This window comes from Streptomyces sp. NPDC043746, from assembly GCF_056436485.1.
Genome location: NZ_JBWKCM010000001.1, coordinates 194,816 through 214,685 on the forward strand (window position 1 = coordinate 194,816; position 19,870 = coordinate 214,685).

Genomic DNA, 19,870 nt, shown 5'->3' on the forward strand with positions numbered 1-19,870 from the left:
TACCTTCCGATCACCGACCAGGCGGTGCGGTCCTGGGGACGGTCGGCCTCGCCTTCGAGGCGAACGGGACCACCCGCTCGCCCGGTTCAGATCTGCCCCCGCCGGCAGGGGCGGATCATGGACCGGGGGCTCCGGTCCTGGACCCGCCACCCGAACCACTTCGGTGACTTCCTCGTCCGGTGGGGGCCGTTCCTCTTCGTCCGCCGGGCGCCTGCCGCTGCCGCCGCGACCGTCGCGGCCCCGGTGGTGATGAGCCGCCTGTTGACCGAGGGGAGCGGGGCGACCCTGCTGGAACGCCATAGCGCCGACCGCCCCGGCTACGTCGAGTACCGGCCCGTACCGGCGGTTTCTCCCCCCGGCCGCCCGGCGGGCGTGATCACCCGGAAGGGCCCGCTCCGCCCGGCGGGCGTGATCACCCGGAAGGGCCGCCGGGCGGAACGGGCCCTTCCACCTCCTCGTACGGTCAGCCCAGCCCGCGCGCCCGCTCGAACCGGGCCCGCGCCTCGGCCAGGTCCACCACCGGCTGCGGGTAGTCCAGCTCGCCCTCGGCCTTCCACGGCTCGTGGACCGCCGCCCCCTTCACCTCCGCGAGCTCCGGCACCCACCGCCGTACGTAGTCGCCGCGCGGGTCGTACCGCTTGGCCTGGGTCACCGGGTTGAGCACCCGGTTGGGGCGGGTGTCCGTGCCGGTGCCCGCGACCCACTGCCAGTTGAGCTGGTTGTTGGCGATGTCGCCGTCCACCAGCAGCTCCAGGAAGTGGCGGGCACCCACCCGCCAGTCCACGTACAGCGTCTTGGTGAGGAAGCCGGCGGCCAGCAGTCGGCCGCGGTTGTGCATCCATCCCTCGTGCGCCAGCTGCCGCATCGCCGCGTCCACCACCGGATAGCCGGTGCGCCCGGTCTTCCAGGCGGTGATCTCGTCCTCGTCCGAGCGCCAGCGGTCATCCCGCGGGCGGTAGTCGGACCAGGAGGCGTCGGGGCGGGCGGCCAGCACCTGGTGGTGGAAGTCGCGCCAGGCCAGCTGCCGGACGAACGCCTCGCCGCCCGGCCCGCTCTTCTCCCGGGCCCGGACGGCCAGTTCGGCGGCGGAGACCGTACCGAAGTGGAGATGCGGGGAGAGCCGGGAGGTGGCGTCCCCCGCGAGATCGTCATGGCCGTCCGCGTAGTCGGCCATGTCCCCGTCGAGCCAGGACGCCATCAGCTTCCGGCCCGCCTGCTCGCCGCCGTCCGCCAGCCCGGGAGACACGTTCTTGACGTCATCGCGGGCGGGCAGGTCGTCGGAGGCGAGCGGACCGTCCGGCAGCCGGACCGTGCGGGGCGCGCCCAGCGTGCCCCGCACCCCCGCCGCCTCCCAACGGCGGAAGTACGGGGTGAAGACCGCGAAGTGGTCCTTGCCCGACGGCACCACCCGGCCCGGTGCGAGCGCGGTGACCACCGCGTCGTGGAGGAGCAGCTCGCAGCCGGTGTCCGCCAGGGCGGCACGCACCCGCTCCTCACGCCGTGCCGCGTACCCGCTGACCCCGGCCGCCATGTGCACCGCCCCGGCCCCGGTCTCCACGACCAGCCGGCGCACCTCCTTCGCCACCGAGCCCGTACGGACGACGAGCCGACCGCCCCGCCTCCGTAGCCCGGCGTCCAGGTCGGCCAGGCAGTCGGCGAGGAAGGCGAGCCGGTTGGGGGCGTCGAACCCGGCCCGGTGGACGGCGTCGTCCCGGACGAAGAGCGGGACGACCCGGTCCGTGTCCCGCAGGGCGGAACGCAGCACCGGGTTGTCGTGCAGACGGAGATCGGAGGTGAACAGCACCACCGCGACGTTCATGGACGGGTGCTCCTTGCCATGTGGGGGACGGGCGATCAAGCGGTCGGGAAGTCCATCAGGGCCACCGGGTCGGAGGTCGGCTCGGCCGAGCCGCCCGTCGGTTCGACTGTGATCCCCATCCCCGTCGCCCGGTCCACCGGCCCGTCCAGCAGCACCGCGTCGTCGCTCGCCTTCGGGTCCATGAGACCGGCCGAACGCATGGTGCCCTCGTCGTTGAACCAGATCTGGTACACCTTGCCGCTCGGCGGCGGAGCCATCCCCGAGGCCAGGAACACCGCCCGGTTCTCCTGCTGCGAGACGACGACCGTGCCGCGGGCGCCGCCGGTCAGCTCGCCGGAACTGGTCTTCGCGTCCGGGGCGGAGAGGACCCGGGCCAGCCGCTCGTTCTGCCGCTGGGCCCGGTCCGCCTCCTGGCGGGCGTCCTGCGCCACCCGGTTCTGCCACACCGCCACCCCGCCGAAGGCCGCTGCCACCGCGATACAGGCGGCCAGGGTGTAGGTGGACCAGCGGCCGCTGCGCCCGCCGCCGCCCCTGCGTCCGGGTCTGCCGTGCGACGGAGCCTCCTGGCGTACGGTCGTGATCTCCCGCAGCACCCGCTCCCGCAGCTTGCGCGGCGGGGCCTCGGCGACGGCCAGGCCGAGCCGGGCGGCGGTCGCCGACAGCTCCCGTACCTCCTGGGCGCAGGCCTCGCAGTCGGCGAGATGGCGTTCGAACGCGCGGCGCTCGTCCTCCGGGAGCGCGTGCAGGGCGTAGGCCCCGGTCAGCGTGTGCAGTTCGGCCGTGCTCACGCGCTCACCCCCAGGCAGTCGCGCAGTCGGATGAGGCCGTCGCGCAGTCGGGTCTTCACGGTGCCCAGGGGCACGGTGAGGAGTTCCGCCACCTCACGGTAGGTCAGGCCCCGGTAGTAGGCCAGGGTCACGGACTGCCGCTGGAGTTCGGAGAGGGTGCGCAGACAGCGGCGCACCTGTTCTCTCTCCAGCCGGGTCTCCACCTGTTCGGAGACCTCGTCGAAGGCGGGCGTGCGGTCCAGGAGCGCTGCCCTGTGCTCCCGGGCCGCCGACGCCTCGGCCGAGCGGACCCGGTCGACGGCCCGGTGGTGGGCGAGGGTCAGCACCCAGTTCATCGCGCTGCCCCGGGAGGCCTGGAAGCGGGGGGCGGTACGCCACACCTCGACCAGGACCTCCTGGGCGACCTCCTCCGACTGGGCCGGGTCGCGCAGGATGCTCCGGACGAGGCCGAGCACGGGCCCGGAGACCGCGTCGTACACCTGGGCGAAGGCTGCCTGGTCCCCTCGTGCGACCCGCACCAGGAGTTCCTGGAGGTCGGGCCCGGGTGAGGGCACCCCGCTGATCTGTACGGCTTCGTTCACGCGGGTTGCCTCCCGGGGCGTCATCGGTTCCAGGAGGGATTCGGAGCCGGTGGCCGTGCGGATTGGTCCAACGGCCGCGATCCTTCCAGAACCCGCCCCGCTCGGCAGCGCGACGCAGCGGTGCGGCTCAGTCGCCCGTCGCGATCGGCCGAGCGGCGTCATGCCGAGGCGCGTCGTGCTGAGCCGCGTCGGGCGGAGCGGCGTCGCGCCGAAGGGCCCGCAGGGCGAGGAAGACCAGCAGTCCGAGAGGCGAGAGCAGGATCGCGAGGGCCAGCAGAGGGCCCATCAGCCAGGGGGAGAATCCGAGCTTCCGGCTCTGGAGGAACATCCACTGACCGACCAGCAGGTCCCACGCGATGATATGGGCCCAGACGGCCGCGGCGCCGTCGGGCAGCGTCATCAGCTGCTGGAAGCCGGTGAGGTCGGGCCCGGTCACCGCCGCCCAGACCTCCGGGAAGACCGGCGCGACGAGGACGGCGTACAGCACGGCGACCGGCACCGCGGTCAGCGGTGACGAGACGATCCGGGTGGTGACGGACCAGGCGGGGGCGAAGATCATCAGCAGCCAGAACGGGGCGGCCAGGAGGAACGTGAGGTCGAAGAGGGTGCCGGCGCCGGTCATGCGGTGAACTCCTTGCTGCGGGAAGGCTGTTCGGATTCCCGGGCGATGGATTCCCGTGGTTCGGATCCCCGCGGTACGGATTCCTGATGCACGGGGGTGGGCGCGGTCGGCCGTCGCAGGGCCGCCCCCACTCCGGCGGCCACCGCCAGCAGGAGGACGCCCGCGGCGACGAGCGTCTCCGTGTCCGGGCGGATCAGGGGCCGACCGCGCAGTGCCTGCCAGGTGGTCAGGGCGACGAGACCCGCGTAACCGGCCGTCACCACCCGTACGAGACGCAGTCGCAGCCCGGCATCGCTCAGCCGGGCGATCCGGGGTGCGAGCACCACCAGGGCGATCAGGAAGAGCGGGATCAGCTGGAGCGCGTGCATGCCCACGAAGTGCGGGATCCGCAGATCGCCTCCGGTCGTGGACCAGCCGGTGAGCGGCATCGAGGGGCCGCCGTCCGGTACGCCGACGGAGTGGGCGCCGATCACATCGGGGCTCTGTGTGCCGCCGGCCCGCTGCTCCGCGCTGGGCAGCGTCATCAGGAAGCCGATCCCCGCGCCCACCAGCGTGATCACGACACCGCCCCGGATCGCCCAGGCGGTCGCCCGGTCCGCGAACCGGGTGCGCAGCAGCAGGAGACCGATCACCAGGGTGGCCGCCCACAGGACGATGACCGTGATCCCCATCGCCATGAACAGGGCCCGGTCGAGGGGTGTCTCGACGTTGAAGTGGCTCCGCTTCCCGCGGACGACCTGCCCGGTGATGATCGCCATCTCGACCAGGCTCGTGGCGACGACCGCGTTCCCCGCCCACCAGCCGGTCCGGGGCCCCCGGGTCGACTGCGCGAGCATCCACGCCAGGGACAGGCCGTAGACGGTGAAGGAGAGGTAGAACTTGAACGGCTTCGCCCAGATCGGCGCGTCCACCAGGACGCGGTCGTCGACCACGAGACCCACGGCGGACAGGACGGCCCCGAGGGCCATCACGGCGGAGAAGAGGACTAACGGGCGATGCCAGGTACGCCATGACGGCATGGGGGTCTCCTGAGAGCTGATGTATGGATAGTGGCACTCGCCGCTATCCGGTAGGGGGACTATCTATGATGGCGGTCTGGTCTGGCAAGGGTGAAAGGCGAACACGCGGTGCGCATCGGTGAATTGAGTCGCAGGTCCGGGGTGCCGGTGCCGACGATCAAGTACTACGTACGGGAACGGCTCCTGCCCGCAGGGGAGTTGACCAGCCCCAACCAGGCGGAGTACGGCCCCGGCCACGAGCGGCGACTCCGCCTGATCCGGGTCCTGCTGGAGGTGGGCGGCCTCTCGCTCGCCACCATCGGGGAGATCCTGAAAGCCACCGACGACCCCGCCCGCCCGGTCATCAAGGTGCTCGGCGCGGCGGCGACGGGGGTCACGCCGCTGGAGGAGGGCGAGAGCGGTCCGGAGCTGGCCCAGGCCCGGGAGGACGTGGCCGAGCTGCTGCGCCGGCGCGGTTGGCGGGTCAGCGAGGGGACGCCGGCCGCCGAGTCGCTGGCCGGGGTGATGGCGGCGCTGCGCCGGGTCGGACACGGCGGTCTGGTCGACCTGATCGAGGAGTACGCGGACGCGGCCGAGTCGGTGGCCCGGGCCGACATCGGCTACGTACGGCGCCGGGTGGCCCGCGAGGACCTGGTGGAGAGCGTGGTCGTGGGGACGGTCCTGGGCGAGGCCATGTTCGGCGCGCTGCGCAGGCTCGCCCACGAGGACGTCTCGTTCCGGCTCTACGAGGGGCTGGGCGGCGGCGAGGGGGAGGGGCCTGCCGATAGCGGTGGGTCTGCCGGTGCGCCTGACGGTGTGGAGGGTGCGAAAGGCGCGGGGGCGCCCGGGGTCTGAGGCCCGACGACCGGGGCGAGACCTCCGCGGACGCACGGACCCCGCCCGCCGGGAGTACGGTCGGGCGGGGTCCTGAGCCGGAGAAGAGGCGACGCGGCCCCTGTCGGGCCCAGCCGGAGGGTCACGCGGCTGCCGCCGGGCGGCCGCGAGCGGGAGAGGCGACACGACTGCTGCCGCCGGGCCCTGGGCGGCGGGCGGCGCGGCCGCCGCGGAACCCTGCCGAAGCGTCTCCGGTCGGGCCCCGTCCCGGCCGGAGGGAGGGCTACGCGGCCGCTCCGCCCTCCTGCTCGCGTTCCACCTGCTCGTTCCACTCGCGCTTGACCGCGCGCCAGGCGTCGTCGTTCTGGCCCAGGCGCCAGTAACCGGAGATCGACAGCTGGGCGAGCGGGATCTGCCGCTCCACGCGCAGATGGCGGCGGATCTCCTTCACGAAGCCCGCCTCCCCGTGCACGAACGCCTGGACCTCGCCCTCGGGGAAGTCGAGCCCCTTCACGGCGGCGGTCAGCAGCTCGCCGACCGGCCGGTCGCCGCGGTGCAGCCAGGTCACGGCCACCCCGTCGGGCGACACGATCTTCTGCTCCTCGGAGGCGTCCGGCACCTCGACGAACGCGTGCACCAGAGCGCCCGCCGGCATCTGCTCCAGCGACGCGGCGATCGCCGGCAGGGCGCTCTCGTCACCGGCCAGCAGGTGCCAGTCGGCCGAGGCCTGCGGCCCGTAACCGCCGCCGGGGCCGAGGAAGGTCACCTGCTCGCCCACCTGGGCGCGCTGCGCCCACGGCCCCGCGAGGCCCTCGTCGCCGTGGACCACGAAGTCGACGGCCATCTCCCGGGCCACTGGGTCCCAGGAGCGGACCGTGTACGTCCGCGTCGTGGGCCACAGCTCGCGCGGGTGGCTCTCGCGGATCGCGGCGATGTCGAACGGGTGCGGGTAGTCCGCGCCGTCGGGGGCGAAGCACAGTTTGATGTAGTGGTCGGTGAAGCCGTCCAGGGAGAAGTCCGCGAGCCCCTCGCCGCCGAGCACCACCCGCACCATGTGCGGCGTGATCTGCTCGGTGCGCACGACCCGCGCCCCCTGGGTCTTGGGTCCTTGCCGGGCCGGCCGCTCTGCCACGAGGTACTCCCTGGGTTGTGACGGGCGGGCGCGCCCGTCGGTGGACGGTGCGTGCCACGCACGTATCGGCGCACGGGGCCGGACACCTCCGGCCCCAATGACTTAGGCATGCCTAAGTTAACACTTCAGGTCCGGAGTGTGGTGAGGAGCCGCTGAAGCGCCCCGCCCAGCCCCCACTGCCCGGCGAGCGCTTCCAGGGCGGCCGGGTCGCGCGGCTCGCGGGGGAGTACCGGGTCGAAGTCGGGCAGCGGCACGTCCGTCGCCACCCGCACGACCTTCGGCGCGACCGCCACATAGTCCCGCGCCTCGTCCAGCCGCTTGCGCTGCGAGGGGGTGAGCTTCGCCTTCGGGTCGTCCACCGCGGCCATGATCCCGGCCAGGTCCCCGTACGCGTCCAGCAGCTTGGCCGCCGTCTTCTCGCCGATGCCGGGCACGCCAGGGAGTCCGTCGCTCGGGTCGCCGCGGAGGAGGGCCAGGTCCACATAGCCCGCCCCGTCCACCCCGTACTTCTCGCGGAGCCACGCCTCGTCGGTCAGCTGGAGCGTGCCGACCCCCTTGAGCGGATAGAGCACCCGCACCTGCCGGGCGTCGTCGACCAGCTGGTACAGATCGCGGTCGCCGGTCACGATGTCCACCGGGCCGGTGGCGCGGGCGGTGAGCGTGCCGATCACGTCGTCCGCCTCGTACGGCGTGACACCGACCCGGGCGATACCCAGCGCGTCCAGCACGTCCTCGATGATCGGGACCTGCGGGGAGAGCGTGTCCGGGACCTCCTCCTCGTCGCTCTGCCCGGCGGGAGTCTCCTCGGCCACCCGGTGCGCCTTGTACGTCGGGATCAGATCCACCCGCCACTGAGGGCGCCAGTCGTTGTCCCAGCAGGCCACCAGCTCGTCCGGTCGGTGGTCCTGCACCAGGCGGGCGATGAAGTCGAGCAGCCCGCGCGCGGCGTTGACCGGGGTCCCGTCCGGCGCGCGCACCGAGTCGGGGACGCCGAAATAGGCGCGGAAGTAGAGGGAGGCGGTGTCGAGGAGCATCAGGCGTCGCGTCACGGAACCGATGATGCCCCACGCCACCGACAGTCGTCGCCGATGGCTCCCGGTGACCGAAAAGCATCGCTTCCGTGAGCTGGGTCACTCTTCCGTTTGGTCCGTGTAAGGACGGGCAGGCGCGCCACCGGAGCGAACCACGTCCCCTTTCCCACGGGCACGTGCCATGCGGGCCGAACCCGCACCGCTCCACGGTCTGCCGGCGGGGGTGGCAGACCGTTTTTCAGTTCAACCCGTGAGGTGCATGTGTCAAGGCTGCAAGCCGAAAACTTGTACAAAGTGTTCGGCCGACGACCCGATCAAGCCGTCCGGAAGCTGGAGGACGGCGCGGACCGCGACGAACTCCGGGCCGACGGAACGACCGCAGCGGTGATCGACGCCTCCTTCACGGTGGAGCCGGGCCAGATCTTCGTCGTGATGGGCCTCTCCGGCTCGGGCAAGTCCACCCTGCTGCGGATGCTCAACGGGCTGCTCGAACCCACCGCCGGACGCGTGCTCTTCGACGGCCAGGACCTGACCGCCCTGGCCCCCCGCGAGCTGCGCCGGGTGCGCTCCACCAAGATCAGCATGGTCTTCCAGCACTTCGCGCTCTTCCCGCACCGGAGCGTCCTGGACAACGCCGCGTACGGCCTGGAGGTCCAGGGCGTGCCCAAGGCCGAGCGGATCGAGCGTGCCACCGAGGCCCTCCAGCTCACCGGCCTGGCCGGCTGGGAGGACTCCTGGCCCGACGAGCTGTCCGGCGGTATGCAGCAGCGCGTCGGCCTCGCCCGCGCGCTCGCCACCGACGCCGACCTGCTCCTCATGGACGAGTCCTTCAGCGCGCTCGACCCGCTGATCCGCCGTGACATGCAGGACCAGCTCCTGGAGCTCCAGAAGCGGCTGAAGAAGACCATCGTCTTCATCACCCACGATCTCAACGAGGCCATGCGCCTGGGCGACCGGATCGCCGTGATGCGCGACGGGCGGATCGTCCAGCTCGGGACCGCCGAGGACATCCTCGTCACCCCGGCCAACGACTACGTCGCCTCCTTCACCCAGGACGTCGACCGCTCCCGGGTCCTCACGGCGGGCGCCATCATGGCCGAACCCCACACCGTGATGGGCTCCACCTCCGAGGCCGGCACCGAGCTGCGCACCCCGCAGGACGTCCTCGCCGCCGCTCCCGCCACGGTCGGAACGTCCACGCCGGTCATCGAGCTGTTCGGCCCCTGCTCGACGAGCACGGACCCGGTGGCCGTCACCGACGCCGAGGGCGAGCTCGTCGGCGTCGTCCCCGGCTCCCGGCTGCTCGCCGTCCTCGGCGACCCGATGACCCCCACGGGACCACCGCAGGCCACGCCGTCCGACAACGATGCGGTCGAGAACGGCACCGGCGAGAACGACGTGAAGAAGGTGGCCCGTGTCTAGGCTTCCTCTCGGTGACTGGGTCGACTCCGCCGTCGACTGGCTTCAGACCCACCTCTCCTGGCTCTTCGACGCGATCAGTACGGTCGTCGGGGGCATGTTCGACGGCATAGCCGCCGTCCTCTCCGGCCCCCACCCGCTCCTCTTCGCCGGTATCGTCGCGATCATCGCCTGGTGGCTGCGCGGCCTTCCGGCCGGACTGCTGGCCTTCGCCGGGTTCACCCTCATCGACTCCGTCGAGCTGTGGGCCGAGGCGATGGACACCCTCACCCTGGTGCTCGTCGCCACGATCGTCACGCTGGCCATCGCCGTACCGCTCGGCATCTGGTCCTCCCGGTCCAAGACCGTCAGCGCGCTGATCCGGCCGGTCCTGGACTTCATGCAGACCATGCCCGCCATGGTCTACCTGATCCCCGGCGTCATCTTCTTCGGCGTCGGAGTGGTTCCCGGCATCATCGCCACCATCATCTTCGCGTTGCCCCCGGGCGTCCGGATGACCGAACTCGGCATCCGCCAGGTCGACGGCGAACTCGTCGAGGCGGCCGAGGCCTTCGGCACCACCTCGCGCAACACCCTGCTGCGCGTCCAGCTCCCGCTGGCGCTGCCCACGATCATGGCGGGCATCAACCAGGTCATCATGCTGGGCCTCTCCATGGTCGTCATCGCGGGCATGGTCGGCGGCGGCGGGCTCGGCGGCTCCGTCTACCGCGCGATCGGCAACATCGACGTCGGCCTCGGCTTCGAGGCGGGCATCTCCATCGTCATCCTCGCCATGTACCTGGACCGGATGACCGGCGCACTCGGCCGCGAGGTCTCCCCGCTGGGCCGCCGCGCCGCCGCCAGGGCCCAGGCCGCCTCCGAGGGCTGGAAGATCTGGACGTACCGTCCGCAGCCCGTCGTCGCGGTCGCCGGCGTCGTCGCCCTCGCGCTCGTCGCGGGCGGCATGGGCGTCTTCGGTGGCTCCGCCAAGAACACCACCGCCTCCGGCACCCCGCAGATCGGCGCGGGCAAGAAGGTCAGTATCGGCTACATCCCCTGGGACGAGGGCATCGCCTCCACGTACCTCTGGAAGGAGATGCTGGAGCGCCGCGGCTTCGAGGTCGACGTCACCCAGTACGAGGCCGGATCGCTCTACACCGGTATGGCCAACGGCCAGATCGACTTCCAGACCGACTCCTGGCTCCCCGTCACCCACGCCAGCTACTGGGAGAAGTACCAGGACCGCCTGGACGACCTCGGCGCCTGGTACGCCCCCACCTCGCTGGAGCTGGCCGTCCCGGCCTACATGAGCGACATCACGTCCATGGAGGACCTGAAGGGCCGGGCCTCCGAGTTCAAGGGCCGGATCGTCGGCATCGAGCCCAGCGCCGGTGAGATGGGCCTGCTGAAGTCGAAGCTCCTGCCGGGGTACGGCCTGGACAAGGAGTACAAGCTCGTCGACGGCTCCACCCAGTCCATGCTGGCCGAGCTGAAGCGCGCGTACGCCAGGAAGGAACCGATCGTCGTCCCGCTCTGGTCGCCGCACTGGGCCTACAACGAGTACGACCTCACCAAGCTCGCCGACCCCAAGAAGCTCTGGGGCGAGGGCGACGGCGTCCACACCCTCTCGCGCAAGGGCTTCGCCCAGGACCAGCCCGAGATCGCGCAGTGGCTGGGGAGCTTCAAGATGACCGAGAAGCAGCTCACCAGCCTCGAAGCCGAGATCCAGAAGACCGGCGCGGGCAAGGAGCAGGAGGCCGTCCGCATCTGGCTGGAGGCCAACCCGGGCGTCGCGGACCAGTGGACCCCGGTCCCCGAGGGCGCCGAGAACGCCCGGGCCGCCGGGGCGCAGCAGGTGGCCGCGGCCGGGAAGGACGAGCGCCAGCGCCCCGTCCGGGCCGCCGGGTCCGCCCCTGCGGAAGAACTGCTGGGACAGTGACGGTGACCAGCTGACGGACCTCGGCTCCCGGCTGAACGGGAAGCAGTTCGGTGGTCCGGAGCAACGGGATCCGGAAACGCGGCGCGGGCCACGAGGAGCAGACCGTGGAGGCCTGGACGGACGACAATCCGGGCACCGCGGGCACCATGGCGCTCCCGTAGAGGCTCCGGTCCAGCAAAAGCGCAGGTGAGGGGTGGGCTCCGCCGATGGGCGGGGCCCACCCCTTCCGGCTGTCCGGGGGCCGATTACCGGACGTCTTGCGCAACCATGTGCGTAAGGTGCTGGCAGCCGGGAGGATGGCTGAGGTGGGAGGGAGCCGCTCATGGACGACAAGGACACACCGCGGGTGGGTGCCGCGGTCCGTCGCAGACGCCGCACCCTGGGCCTCACGCTGGCCGCGGTCGCCGGGCGCAGCGGGCTCTCCGTGCCCTTCCTCAGCCAGGTCGAGAACGAGCGCGCCCGCCCCAGCGCCCGCTCCCTCGACCGGGTCGCCGAGGCCCTGGAGACCACCGCCTCCCGGCTGCGGGCCGCCGCCGACTCGGCCCGCGCGGTTGACGTCGTACGAGGCGAGGAGGGCGACGGCGTACGCCGGGTGGTGCGCGGCCGCCACCAGCTCAGCGCCCTGGAGTTCACCGGCGAGATCGACCTCGGGCGCGAGTTCCAGCACCGCAACGACGAGCTGATGTACGTCGTGGAGGGCGCCGCCGAGGTGGAGGCGGAGGGCCAGGCGTACCGGCTGGAGCGCGGCGACACCCTGTTCCTCTCCGGCGGTGTACGGCACCGCTGGCGCGCCACTCGCCCCGGCACCCGGCTCCTGCTCGTCGCAGTCGCGGAGCACATCGACGCCACGTACGACTCACGGCGCTGAGCACCGGGAGCGTCCGACATGCCGAACGTACCCCCGCGTGTGGTCTCCCTGGTCCCCTCCCTCACCGAGGCCGTCGCCGCCACCGCCCCCGGGCTGCTCGTCGGGGCCACCGACTGGTGCACGCACCCGGCGGACCTCGCCGCCGCCCGGATCGGCGGCACCAAGAACCCGGACGTGGCCGCGATCACCGCCCTCGCCCCGGATCTGGTGATCGCCAACGAGGAGGAGAACCGCGCCCCCGACCTCGCGGCGCTCCGGGCGGCCGGGCTGGACGTCCTGGTCACCGGGATCCGCACCCTGGAGCAGGCCTTCACCGAGCTGGACCGGGTCCTCACCGCCGGCTGCGGCCTGCCCCGCCCCCGCTGGCTGGACGAGGCCGAGGCCGCCTGGGCCGCACTCCCCGCCCCCGCCGCGAGCCCGCGCCCCGCGATCGTGCCGATCTGGCGCCGCCCCTGGATGGTGCTCGGCTCCGACACCTTCGCAGGGGACCTGCTGGCCCGGCTCGGGGTGCGCAACGTCTACGCGGACCACGCCGAGCGCTACCCGCGCATCGCGCTCGACGACCTGAACGCGTCCGGCGCCGAGCTGGTCGTGCTGCCGGACGAGCCCTACCGCTTCACCACGGACGACGGCCCCGAGGCCTTCCCCGGCCTGCCCGCCGCCCTCGTCGACGGCCGCCTGCTCACCTGGTACGGGCCGTCACTGGCGCGGGCCGCGCGGGAGCTGCCGTCAGCACTCCGCTGACCACCCCGCGAACGGTCCGCACCCCGGCCACCACCCACGCCACCACCAGGAACACGTAGAGCGCCACGGCCAGCCAGGTCAGGGCGGAGAGCCCGGTGTGCCGGGCCAGTCCGGCCGCCCCTGTCACACACGTACCGACGGGGAAGGTGAACGCCCACCACGTCATCGCGAACCCCATGCCGTCCCGCGCCGCTCTGATCACCATCGCGCCCGCCAGCGCCAGCCACAGCACCGCGAACCCCATCACCGGCACCCCGTAGAGCACGGCGAACGCGCCGAACGCCGAGGCGTAGGGGCTCGCCACCGCCCCCGGAGCCGCGTCGGCCAACTGGTTCACGGCGGTCGTCGACTGGCCCAGCGGCCCCAGCACCAGGAAGAGCGTCGGGGCCAGCGCCAGGGGCAGCGGACCGTGGTGGACGAGCCGGGCGAAGACGAGCGGCAGCATCACCAGTGTGGCCAGCAGGGAGAGCCCGAACATGGCGTAGCAGGCCAGCAGCAGCGCCTCCCGCCCCTGCCCCTCGGGCACATGGGCCACCAGCAGCGCACCCTGCGTGGCCGAGACCATCGGGGCGACCAGCGGCAGCAGCCAGACGGGCGACGCGGTCCCGGGCGCCGGACGGTGCCGCACGACCATCAGATACGGGACCACCACGGCGGCCCCCAGCCCGATCGCCGTCCCCGCGACGAAGAGCACCACGTCCACGGCGAGCGCGGCCCGCGCGCCGATGACGTCCGCCCCCACCGTCAGCGTCGCCCCGCCGACCGCCAGCAGCGCCATGGAGAGGCACCCGTAGAAGGGGGCGACGGCCGGGTCCAGGAGGTGGGTGCGGGCCTGGTCGCGGTGGTGGAGCCAGTGTCCGGTCCGGGCGGCGAGGACGGCGGCCAGCAGGAGGGCGGAGAGCCCCCAGACGACGGTGCACGCGGTGCGGAGGCCGGGCACGCCGACCGGGAGCGCCGCCCCGGCGGCGGCCACGATCGCGGTGCCCATGACGCTCGCGTACCAGTTGGGGCCGATGTGCCGCAGGGCGGGCAGCCGCGGCTGCGTACCGGCGTCCGGACGCCGGCCGTCCGGAGAGGGGAGGGGAGCGGTGCCGGGGGCCGACAGGGGGGCGCTGGTCTGCGGAAAGATGGCCATGCCACGATTCTTCGCCCGCCCTCCCGGGCCCACCAGGGACTCCGCCCCTATGAGGTCATAAGGTGACTTTATGAGCAGGGAAACGCCCGTGCCCCCCACCCCCCTCTCCCACCGGGTCCCCGACCTCGGGGCGCTGGAGCTGCTGCTCGCCGTCGCCCGCCACGGCAGCCTCGGCCGGGCCGCCAAGGACCTCGGCATCACCCAGCCCGCCGCCTCCAGCCGCATCCGCTCCATGGAGCGCCGGCTCGGCGTGGCCCTGCTCGACCGCTCCCCGCGCGGCTCCCGGCTGACCGGCGCGGGCGCCCTCGTCGCCGACTGGGCGCGCCGCGTGGTGGAGGCCGCCGAGGCGTTCGACGCGGGGGCGCAGGCGCTGCGCGACCGGCGGGACTCCCGGCTGCGGGTCGCGGCCAGCATGACCATCGCCGAATACCTGCTGCCCGGCTGGCTGATCGCCCTGCGCACCGACCGCCCGGACACCGCCGTCTCGCTCCACGTCGGCAACTCGGCGGACGTCGCCCGCCGCCTGGTGACCGGCGAGGCCGACCTGGGCTTCGTCGAGGGCCTGTCGATACCGGAAGGGCTCGACGGCACGGTCATCGCCCACGACCGCCTGGTCGTCGTGGTCGCCCCCGCCCACCCGTGGGCCCGCCGCCGCACCCCGCTGCTCCCGGACGAACTGGCCGCCACCCCGCTGATCCTGCGCGAGCACGGCTCCGGCACCCGGCAGGTCCTGGACGCGGCCCTCGCCGTCCACGGCGGGCTCGCCCCGTCCCTGCTGGAACTCTCCTCCACGACCGCCGTGAAGGGCGCGGCGGTAAGCGGCGCCGGACCGTGCGTCCTGAGCGAGCTGGCCCTCGGCGAGGAGCTGTCCGCCCGCCGTTTGGTCGAGGTCCCGGTCGCGGGCGTACGGCTGCGCCGCCAGCTGCGGGCCGTCTGGCCGGCGGGCCACCGCCCCACGGGCCCGGCCCGCGACCTGCTCTCCCGCACCGGCCGGAGCGGGGTGCCGGGTGCCCCGTAGCCGCTGCGAACCTCCGGCGGCGACCGCCGCCTAGAGTGGCCCCATGACCTTCGTGACGCCGCCCGGCTGGTACCCGGACGCGGGCACACCCGGCACCGAGCGCTGGTGGGACGGCACGGCCTGGACCGCGCACACCCGCCCGCTCGCCGCCACCACCGCCCCGGCCGAACCGGCCCGACGGCCGTACGCGCCCGAAGCGGCCCAGCAGCCCTCCGCGCCGCAGACGTTCGGGCCCCCGCAGCCCGCTCCCCGCGGCGGCGGCCGGACGAAGGTCCTGGCGATCGCCCTCGCGGGTCTGCTGGTCCTGGGCTCGGCGGTCACCGCCGTCGTCCTGCTGGGCCGCGACGACAGCGGTACGCGAGCGGCCCCGGGGCCCAGCCCGTCCGCCCCGGCCGCCACCGCAGCCGCCCCCTCCGCCACGCCCACCTCGGAGGACGGCGCTCCGGAGGACGACCCCGCCGTCCTCGTCGACCAGCTCAACGGGATCACGCTGGCGGTGCCCGAGGGCTGGGAGAAGGCGAAGACCGCCACCGGCGGCGTCCCCACCATGCGGACCGCCGTCTCCTACGACTGCCCCGGCACCTCCGGCTTCTGCTACCGGGGCACGGTCTCCACCCGGACCGCCCGTGCCGACCAGACCGACCCCAAGGCCATCGCGGAGGCCGACATCACCACGGCCGCCGACAAGGCCTACGAGGAGGACACCCTCGGCCGGCGCACCCACGGCGGGATCACCTCCCACCAGGTGCTCAAGGAGGGCCCGGTCGCGGTCGCCGGGCGTACCGGCTACCTGGTGCGCTGGCGGGTCGTCACCGGGAAGGGCCCCGGCGGGGTGGTGCAGTCCGTGGCGTTCCCCTCGACCGTGGGCACCGAGGCGCCGGTGATCGTCCGGTTCGCCTTCGACGCGGACCGGCCGGAGCTGCCGCTCTCCCTGATGGACACGATCACCCGGTCGATCCGCCCGATCGGGGACAGCACGGCGAACGGCGGCGTGGGCTCGACGATCGGCCCCTGACCTCACCTGGCGGGGCGGGGTTCACAGGAAGGTCTTCCCTTCCCCCCGGTACGTCGGGACGGTCGCCGTGATCCGGTCGCCCTCGATCAGCCGCAGTGCGTCGAAACGCTCGCACAGCTCACCGGCCTTGGCATGCCGGAACCAGACCTTGTCCCCGATCAGCAGATCGTCGGCGGGGGAGCCGAGCAGCGGCGTCTGGACCTCGCCCGCGCCCTCCTGCGCGTCGTAGCGCAGCCCTTCGGGGAGGTACGGGACGGGGGAGCGGTCCGCGCCCGCCGCCCCCGACGCCGGGTAGCCGCCGCCGAGCACCGTCACCACGCCCACGCCGGGCCGCCGTACCACGGGCTGGGCGAACAGGGCGGCCGGGCGGGCGGTGAACGAGGTGTAGTTGTCGAAGAGGCGGGGTACGTAGAGCCCCGACCCGGCGGCGACCTCCGTGACCGCGGCCTCGGCCGCCGTGTGCTGCACACTGCCGGTGCCGCCGCCGTTGACGAACTCCAGCCCGGGCGCGACCGCCCGCACGGCCCGCACCACCTCGGACCGGCGGACCGCCAGCTCCTTGCGGGCGGCGGCCTGCATCAGCCGGATCGCCCCAGACCGCAGCGGCCGCCCGGCCACCGCGTCCCCGACCCCGGCGACATGACCCTCGTACGCCATCAGCCCCACGAGCCGGAACCCCGGCCGACGCGCCACCGATCGGGCCAGCTCGGCGAGTTGGGCGGGGGAGCGCAGGGGAGAGCGCAGCGCGCCGATCCTGATCCGGCCGCCCAGCAGCCGCAGCGAGGTGTCCAGCTCCAGGCAGACCCGGATCTCCTCCCGCCCACCGGCCCGGGAGGCGTCGATCAGCTCCAGCTGGGAGTGGTCGTCCACCATCACCGTCACGGCTGCGGCCAGCTTCGGATCGGCGGCCAGCTCCGCGAAGGCGGCCCGGTCGGCGGACGGATACGCCAGCAGGACGTCGTCGAACCCGGCCCGCGCCAGCCAGAGCGACTCCTCCAGCGTGAACGACATGATCCCGGCGAACCCGGGCCGCGCGAGCACCCGCTCCAACAGGGCCCGGCACCGCACGGACTTGCTTGCCACCCGGATCGGCTTCCCGCCCGCCCGGGCCACCAGATCGTCGGCGTTGTCGTCGAACGCCTCCAGATCGACGATCGCCAGCGGGGCGTCGAGATGGGCGGTGGCCCGGTCGTACCGGGCCCGGTCGGCGGCACGGGCAGTCATGGCCGCAGCTTGCCAGAGAGCGCTACCCCTGGGTAGGGGACGTACGGGGCAGATCGGCCGAGGCCGGACGTCCCGTTCCCCGCCGTACGCCCGCAGCCCGTAGAGTGACGGGCACGCGAGCACCAACACGCCTGACGGCGGCGGTGATCCGTGGTCGGTACGGGAAGTGAACCAGGGGGCCGGATGAGTACCGAAGCGCAACGCGCTCCCGTACCCCCGCGCCCGACGTCTCCGCCGCCTTCCGCTTCCCCGGCGGCCCCCCCTCCGCCCACGGCTCCGGTCCCCTCGGCCCCGGCGACGACCCCGCAGGCGCCCGCCCGACCGACGGCCCCGCAGGCGCCTGCGCAGCCGACGGATTCCGCACCTTCCGCTTCCGCCCCGCGGTCCTCCACCCCACCGGCGCCCGACGCTCCGCCGACGGTGCGGACGGATGCCGCGGCGACCGTGGCCGTGCCCGCCGCCCCTCCCGTACCACCGAACCCGGCCGGCGCCCCCGCGCCCCCGCAGGCGCCACCGCCCGCCGCAGCCGACGCCCCCACCCGCCCTGGGCCGTCCGAACCCCCTGCCCCCGGCCCCCACCCCACCCACCCCGGGCCGCCGCCCGCCTTCACCACCCGGCGCAGGCCCGTGGGGGCCGTCGACCTCACCCCGGCGCCGGGGGCCGCTCCGCAGCCGCCGCCTCCGGGGGCGTACCGGGTGCCGGCGCGTTACGGGTATCCCGAGACGCCCGTGGAGACCACCACCCGGCTGCGGCCCGTCCCGTCGGGGCGGCCGCGGTGGCGGGCGGTTGCGTCGGCGGTCTGCGTCGTGCTCGGGCTCGGGCTGATCGGCGGGGCGGCCACCGGGGCCTGGCTGACCGGCGACTCCTCCGCCGAGCCGCCCCGGACCCCGTACGCCACCGGCCGTACCGTCTGGCACAGCGTCCCCGTCGACACGCTCTTCCCGCCCACCCTCAAGGGCACCGGCGCCGGGCCCGGCGGGACCAACCGCACCTGGATCCGGCTCTCCGTCGCCCCGGACAGCGACTGCTCCCACGGGCTCGACCCGCTGCTGCGCGCCACCCTGCGCTCCGTCGGCTGCGAGCGGATGGTGCGCGCCACCTACACCGACGTCACCCGCTCCTCCGTCACCACCGTCGGCGTGGTCGTCACCGAGGCCGACGAGGCCGGGATGCAGGCACTGAGCACCCGGTTCACCGAGCAGCGGCTCGCCGGGCGCAAGGACCTGATGCCGCGTACGTACGCCCCCGAGGGCACCCTCGCCGCCGGGTTCGGCGACCAGCAACGGGCCAGCTGGACCGTCCGGCCGCTCACCGAGATCCCCGTCGTCGTCTTCGCCGTCTCCGGCTTCGCCGACGCCCGCACCGTCCCCGAACCGCAGCCCGCCGACGCGGCCACCGAGACGGGCGCCGACACGGACATCGCCCAGGCCGGGCTCGGCCATGAGGCCAAGGGCATCGCGGACCGGGTGGAGCGAGGGCTCCGCAAGACCGTCACCGACCTCGTGGAGCCCCCCGCATGACCCGACGACGACCCCGCCGCGCCCTCGCCGCGGTCTGCGCCGCCGCCGTCCTCGCGCTCACCCCCGCCCCTCCCGCCCACGCGGACGCCATCCGCGACCAGCAGTGGGCCCTGGCGGCCCTGCACACCGACCGCGCCTGGCAGACCACGAAGGGCGCGGGCGTCACCGTCGCCGTCCTGGACACCGGGGTCGACGGCTCCCACCCCGACCTGGTCGGCCAGGTGCTCCCCGGCAAGGACCTCGTCGGCTTCGGCGCCACGCGCGGCGACTCCTCCTGGGCCCTGCACGGCACCGCGATGGCCGGGATCATCGCCGGACGCGGCAACGGCCCCGGCCGCGCCGACGGCGTCCTCGGCATCGCCCCCGAGGTCAAGATCCTGCCCGTCCGGGTCATCCTGGAGTCCAAGGACCCCGCCCGCGCCAAGGCCCGCAAGACCCGCGGCACCGCCCTCGCCGACGGCATCCGCTGGGCCGCCGACAACGGCGCCGACGTCATCAACCTCTCCCTGGGCGACGACAGCGAGTCCGCCCACCCGGACCCGGGCGAGGACTCCGCCATCCAGTACGCCCTCTCCAAGGGCATCTCCGTGGTCGCCTCGGCGGGCAACGGCGGCGAGAAGGGGGACCGGATCTCCTACCCGGCCGCCTACCCCGGCGTGATCGCGGTCGCCGCCGTCGACGCGTACGGCACCCACGCCTCCTTCTCCACCCGCCGCTGGTACGCCACCGTCAGCGCACCCGGCGTCGACATCGTCGTCGCCAACCCGGACGGCCACTACTACATCGAGTGGGGTACCTCGGCCGCCGCCGCCTTCGTCTCCGGCGCCGTCGCCCTGGTCCGCGCGGCCCACCCCGGCCTCGACCCCGCCCAGATCAAGAAGCTCCTGGCCGACACGGCCCGCGACGCCCCCGCCGGAGGACGCGACGACGCCCGGGGGTACGGGATGGTCGACCCGGCGGAGGCCATCGAGGCGGGCTCCCGGCTGCGCCCCGGCGACCTCGGCGCCCAGGCCGCCCCGGCGGGCCACCGCGAGAAGTACTTCGGCCCCGGCCCCACCCCGCCGCCCGCCGACGAGGACCCGGCCAACGGGGCCGCCCTGCTCGCCGGGGCCCTCGGCGCGGCCCTGCTGGCGGCGGCGGTCGTCCTGTGGCGTGGCCGGAACGCCTCCGGCCGCCGCTGAGCCGCCACCCCTGGCGGCCTGG

General features: G+C 73.9%; 17 protein-coding genes and 2 pseudogenes. 10 read left to right on the plus strand and 9 right to left on the minus strand.

The features are described from left to right. Positions 1 to 23: 23 nt before the first annotated feature. Positions 24 to 365, plus strand: a pseudogene (locus tag AC0682_RS00935) (DUF1295 domain-containing protein); the annotation flags it as partial. A 98-nt stretch (positions 366 to 463) separates the two neighbouring features. On the opposite strand, the gene AC0682_RS00940 reads toward AC0682_RS00935, so the two are convergent. The 5 genes from AC0682_RS00940 to AC0682_RS00960 all read right to left on the minus strand — a co-directional run bounded on the left by AC0682_RS00940 (position 464) and on the right by AC0682_RS00960 (position 4,778). Then, positions 464 to 1,819 carry a cryptochrome/photolyase family protein gene (locus tag AC0682_RS00940; RefSeq protein ID WP_478530346.1) on the minus strand — a complete coding sequence of 452 codons (1,356 nt, stop codon included), beginning with the start codon at positions 1,817 to 1,819 and terminating at the stop codon, positions 464 to 466. Between the two features lie 35 nt (positions 1,820 to 1,854). Continuing rightward, positions 1,855 to 2,607 (minus strand): anti-sigma factor, encoded by a 753-nt coding sequence (locus tag AC0682_RS00945; protein ID WP_478530348.1) that lies wholly within the window; start codon positions 2,605 to 2,607, stop codon positions 1,855 to 1,857. Continuing rightward, positions 2,604 to 3,188 carry a sigma-70 family RNA polymerase sigma factor gene (locus tag AC0682_RS00950; RefSeq protein WP_478530350.1) on the minus strand — a complete coding sequence of 195 codons (585 nt, stop codon included), beginning with the start codon at positions 3,186 to 3,188 and terminating at the stop codon, positions 2,604 to 2,606. Before AC0682_RS00950 ends, AC0682_RS00945 begins: the two co-directional genes overlap by 4 nt. A 127-nt stretch (positions 3,189 to 3,315) precedes the next feature. Beyond that, positions 3,316 to 3,810: an ABA4-like family protein gene (locus tag AC0682_RS00955; RefSeq protein WP_478530351.1), complete on the minus strand. Its 495-nt coding sequence runs from the start codon at positions 3,808 to 3,810 to the stop codon at positions 3,316 to 3,318. Next, positions 3,807 to 4,778 (minus strand): hypothetical protein, encoded by a 972-nt coding sequence (locus AC0682_RS00960; protein WP_478530497.1) that lies wholly within the window; start codon positions 4,776 to 4,778, stop codon positions 3,807 to 3,809. Before AC0682_RS00960 ends, AC0682_RS00955 begins: the two co-directional genes overlap by 4 nt. A 192-nt stretch (positions 4,779 to 4,970) precedes the next feature. Between AC0682_RS00960 and AC0682_RS00965 the strand changes: the two genes are divergently transcribed. Further along, entirely contained in the window at positions 4,971 to 5,663 is a 693-nt protein-coding gene (locus AC0682_RS00965) for a MerR family transcriptional regulator (protein WP_478530498.1), read from the plus strand. A gap of 262 nt (positions 5,664 to 5,925) precedes the next feature. On the opposite strand, the gene AC0682_RS00970 is transcribed toward AC0682_RS00965, so the two are convergent. Then, on the minus strand, positions 5,926 to 6,774 hold the full coding sequence (locus AC0682_RS00970; RefSeq protein ID WP_478530353.1) for a siderophore-interacting protein: 849 nt from the start codon (positions 6,772 to 6,774) through the stop codon (positions 5,926 to 5,928). A 125-nt stretch (positions 6,775 to 6,899) separates the two neighbouring features. Next, positions 6,900 to 7,808 (minus strand): 5'-3' exonuclease, encoded by a 909-nt coding sequence (locus tag AC0682_RS00975; RefSeq protein WP_478530499.1) that lies wholly within the window; start codon positions 7,806 to 7,808, stop codon positions 6,900 to 6,902. 258 nt (positions 7,809 to 8,066) lie between these two features. Here AC0682_RS00975 and AC0682_RS00980 point away from each other — a divergent pair, with 258 nt between their 5' ends. The 4 genes and pseudogenes from AC0682_RS00980 (at position 8,067) to AC0682_RS00995 (ending at position 12,754) form a co-directional block, all read left to right on the plus strand. Then, positions 8,067 to 9,227 carry a quaternary amine ABC transporter ATP-binding protein gene (locus AC0682_RS00980; RefSeq protein WP_254812939.1) on the plus strand — a complete coding sequence of 387 codons (1,161 nt, stop codon included), beginning with the start codon at positions 8,067 to 8,069 and terminating at the stop codon, positions 9,225 to 9,227. Continuing rightward, a pseudogene (locus tag AC0682_RS00985) lies at positions 9,220 to 11,031 on the plus strand (ABC transporter permease/substrate binding protein); the annotation flags it as partial. The gene AC0682_RS00980 and the pseudogene AC0682_RS00985, both read left to right, overlap by 8 nt. Positions 11,032 to 11,464: 433 nt before the next feature. Beyond that, positions 11,465 to 12,010 (plus strand): helix-turn-helix domain-containing protein, encoded by a 546-nt coding sequence (locus AC0682_RS00990; protein ID WP_478530355.1) that lies wholly within the window; start codon positions 11,465 to 11,467, stop codon positions 12,008 to 12,010. An 18-nt stretch (positions 12,011 to 12,028) separates the two neighbouring features. Next, positions 12,029 to 12,754 carry a helical backbone metal receptor gene (locus AC0682_RS00995; RefSeq protein WP_478530357.1) on the plus strand — a complete coding sequence of 242 codons (726 nt, stop codon included), beginning with the start codon at positions 12,029 to 12,031 and terminating at the stop codon, positions 12,752 to 12,754. On the opposite strand, the gene AC0682_RS01000 is transcribed toward AC0682_RS00995, so the two are convergent. Next, on the minus strand, positions 12,693 to 13,889 hold the full coding sequence (locus AC0682_RS01000; RefSeq protein WP_478530359.1) for a TDT family transporter: 1,197 nt from the start codon (positions 13,887 to 13,889) through the stop codon (positions 12,693 to 12,695). The two genes, AC0682_RS00995 and AC0682_RS01000, sit on opposite strands and share 62 nt — an antisense overlap. Before the next feature lie 70 nt (positions 13,890 to 13,959). On the opposite strand from AC0682_RS01000, the gene AC0682_RS01005 reads away from it, so the two are divergent. Beyond that, a complete protein-coding gene (locus AC0682_RS01005) occupies positions 13,960 to 14,907 on the plus strand; it encodes a LysR family transcriptional regulator (protein WP_478530361.1) in 948 nt (315 codons plus the stop codon). 43 nt (positions 14,908 to 14,950) lie between these two features. Beyond that, entirely contained in the window at positions 14,951 to 15,922 is a 972-nt protein-coding gene (locus AC0682_RS01010) for a DUF2510 domain-containing protein (RefSeq protein WP_254812943.1), read from the plus strand. 21 nt (positions 15,923 to 15,943) lie between these two features. On the opposite strand, the gene AC0682_RS01015 is transcribed toward AC0682_RS01010, so the two are convergent. Beyond that, positions 15,944 to 17,146 (minus strand): amino acid deaminase/aldolase, encoded by a 1,203-nt coding sequence (locus tag AC0682_RS01015; RefSeq protein WP_254812944.1) that lies wholly within the window; start codon positions 17,144 to 17,146, stop codon positions 15,944 to 15,946. Positions 17,147 to 17,773: 627 nt separating this feature from the next. On the opposite strand from AC0682_RS01015, the gene AC0682_RS01020 reads away from it, so the two are divergent. Further along, positions 17,774 to 18,667 (plus strand): hypothetical protein, encoded by an 894-nt coding sequence (locus tag AC0682_RS01020; protein WP_478530500.1) that lies wholly within the window; start codon positions 17,774 to 17,776, stop codon positions 18,665 to 18,667. Beyond that, the gene (gene mycP / locus AC0682_RS01025; protein WP_478530363.1) at positions 18,664 to 19,848 is read left to right on the plus strand and encodes a type VII secretion-associated serine protease mycosin; all 1,185 of its coding nucleotides are present in this window, start codon (positions 18,664 to 18,666) and stop codon (positions 19,846 to 19,848) included. The genes AC0682_RS01020 and mycP overlap by 4 nt, the downstream gene beginning before the upstream one ends. The last annotated feature ends 22 nt before the right edge of the window (positions 19,849 to 19,870 follow it).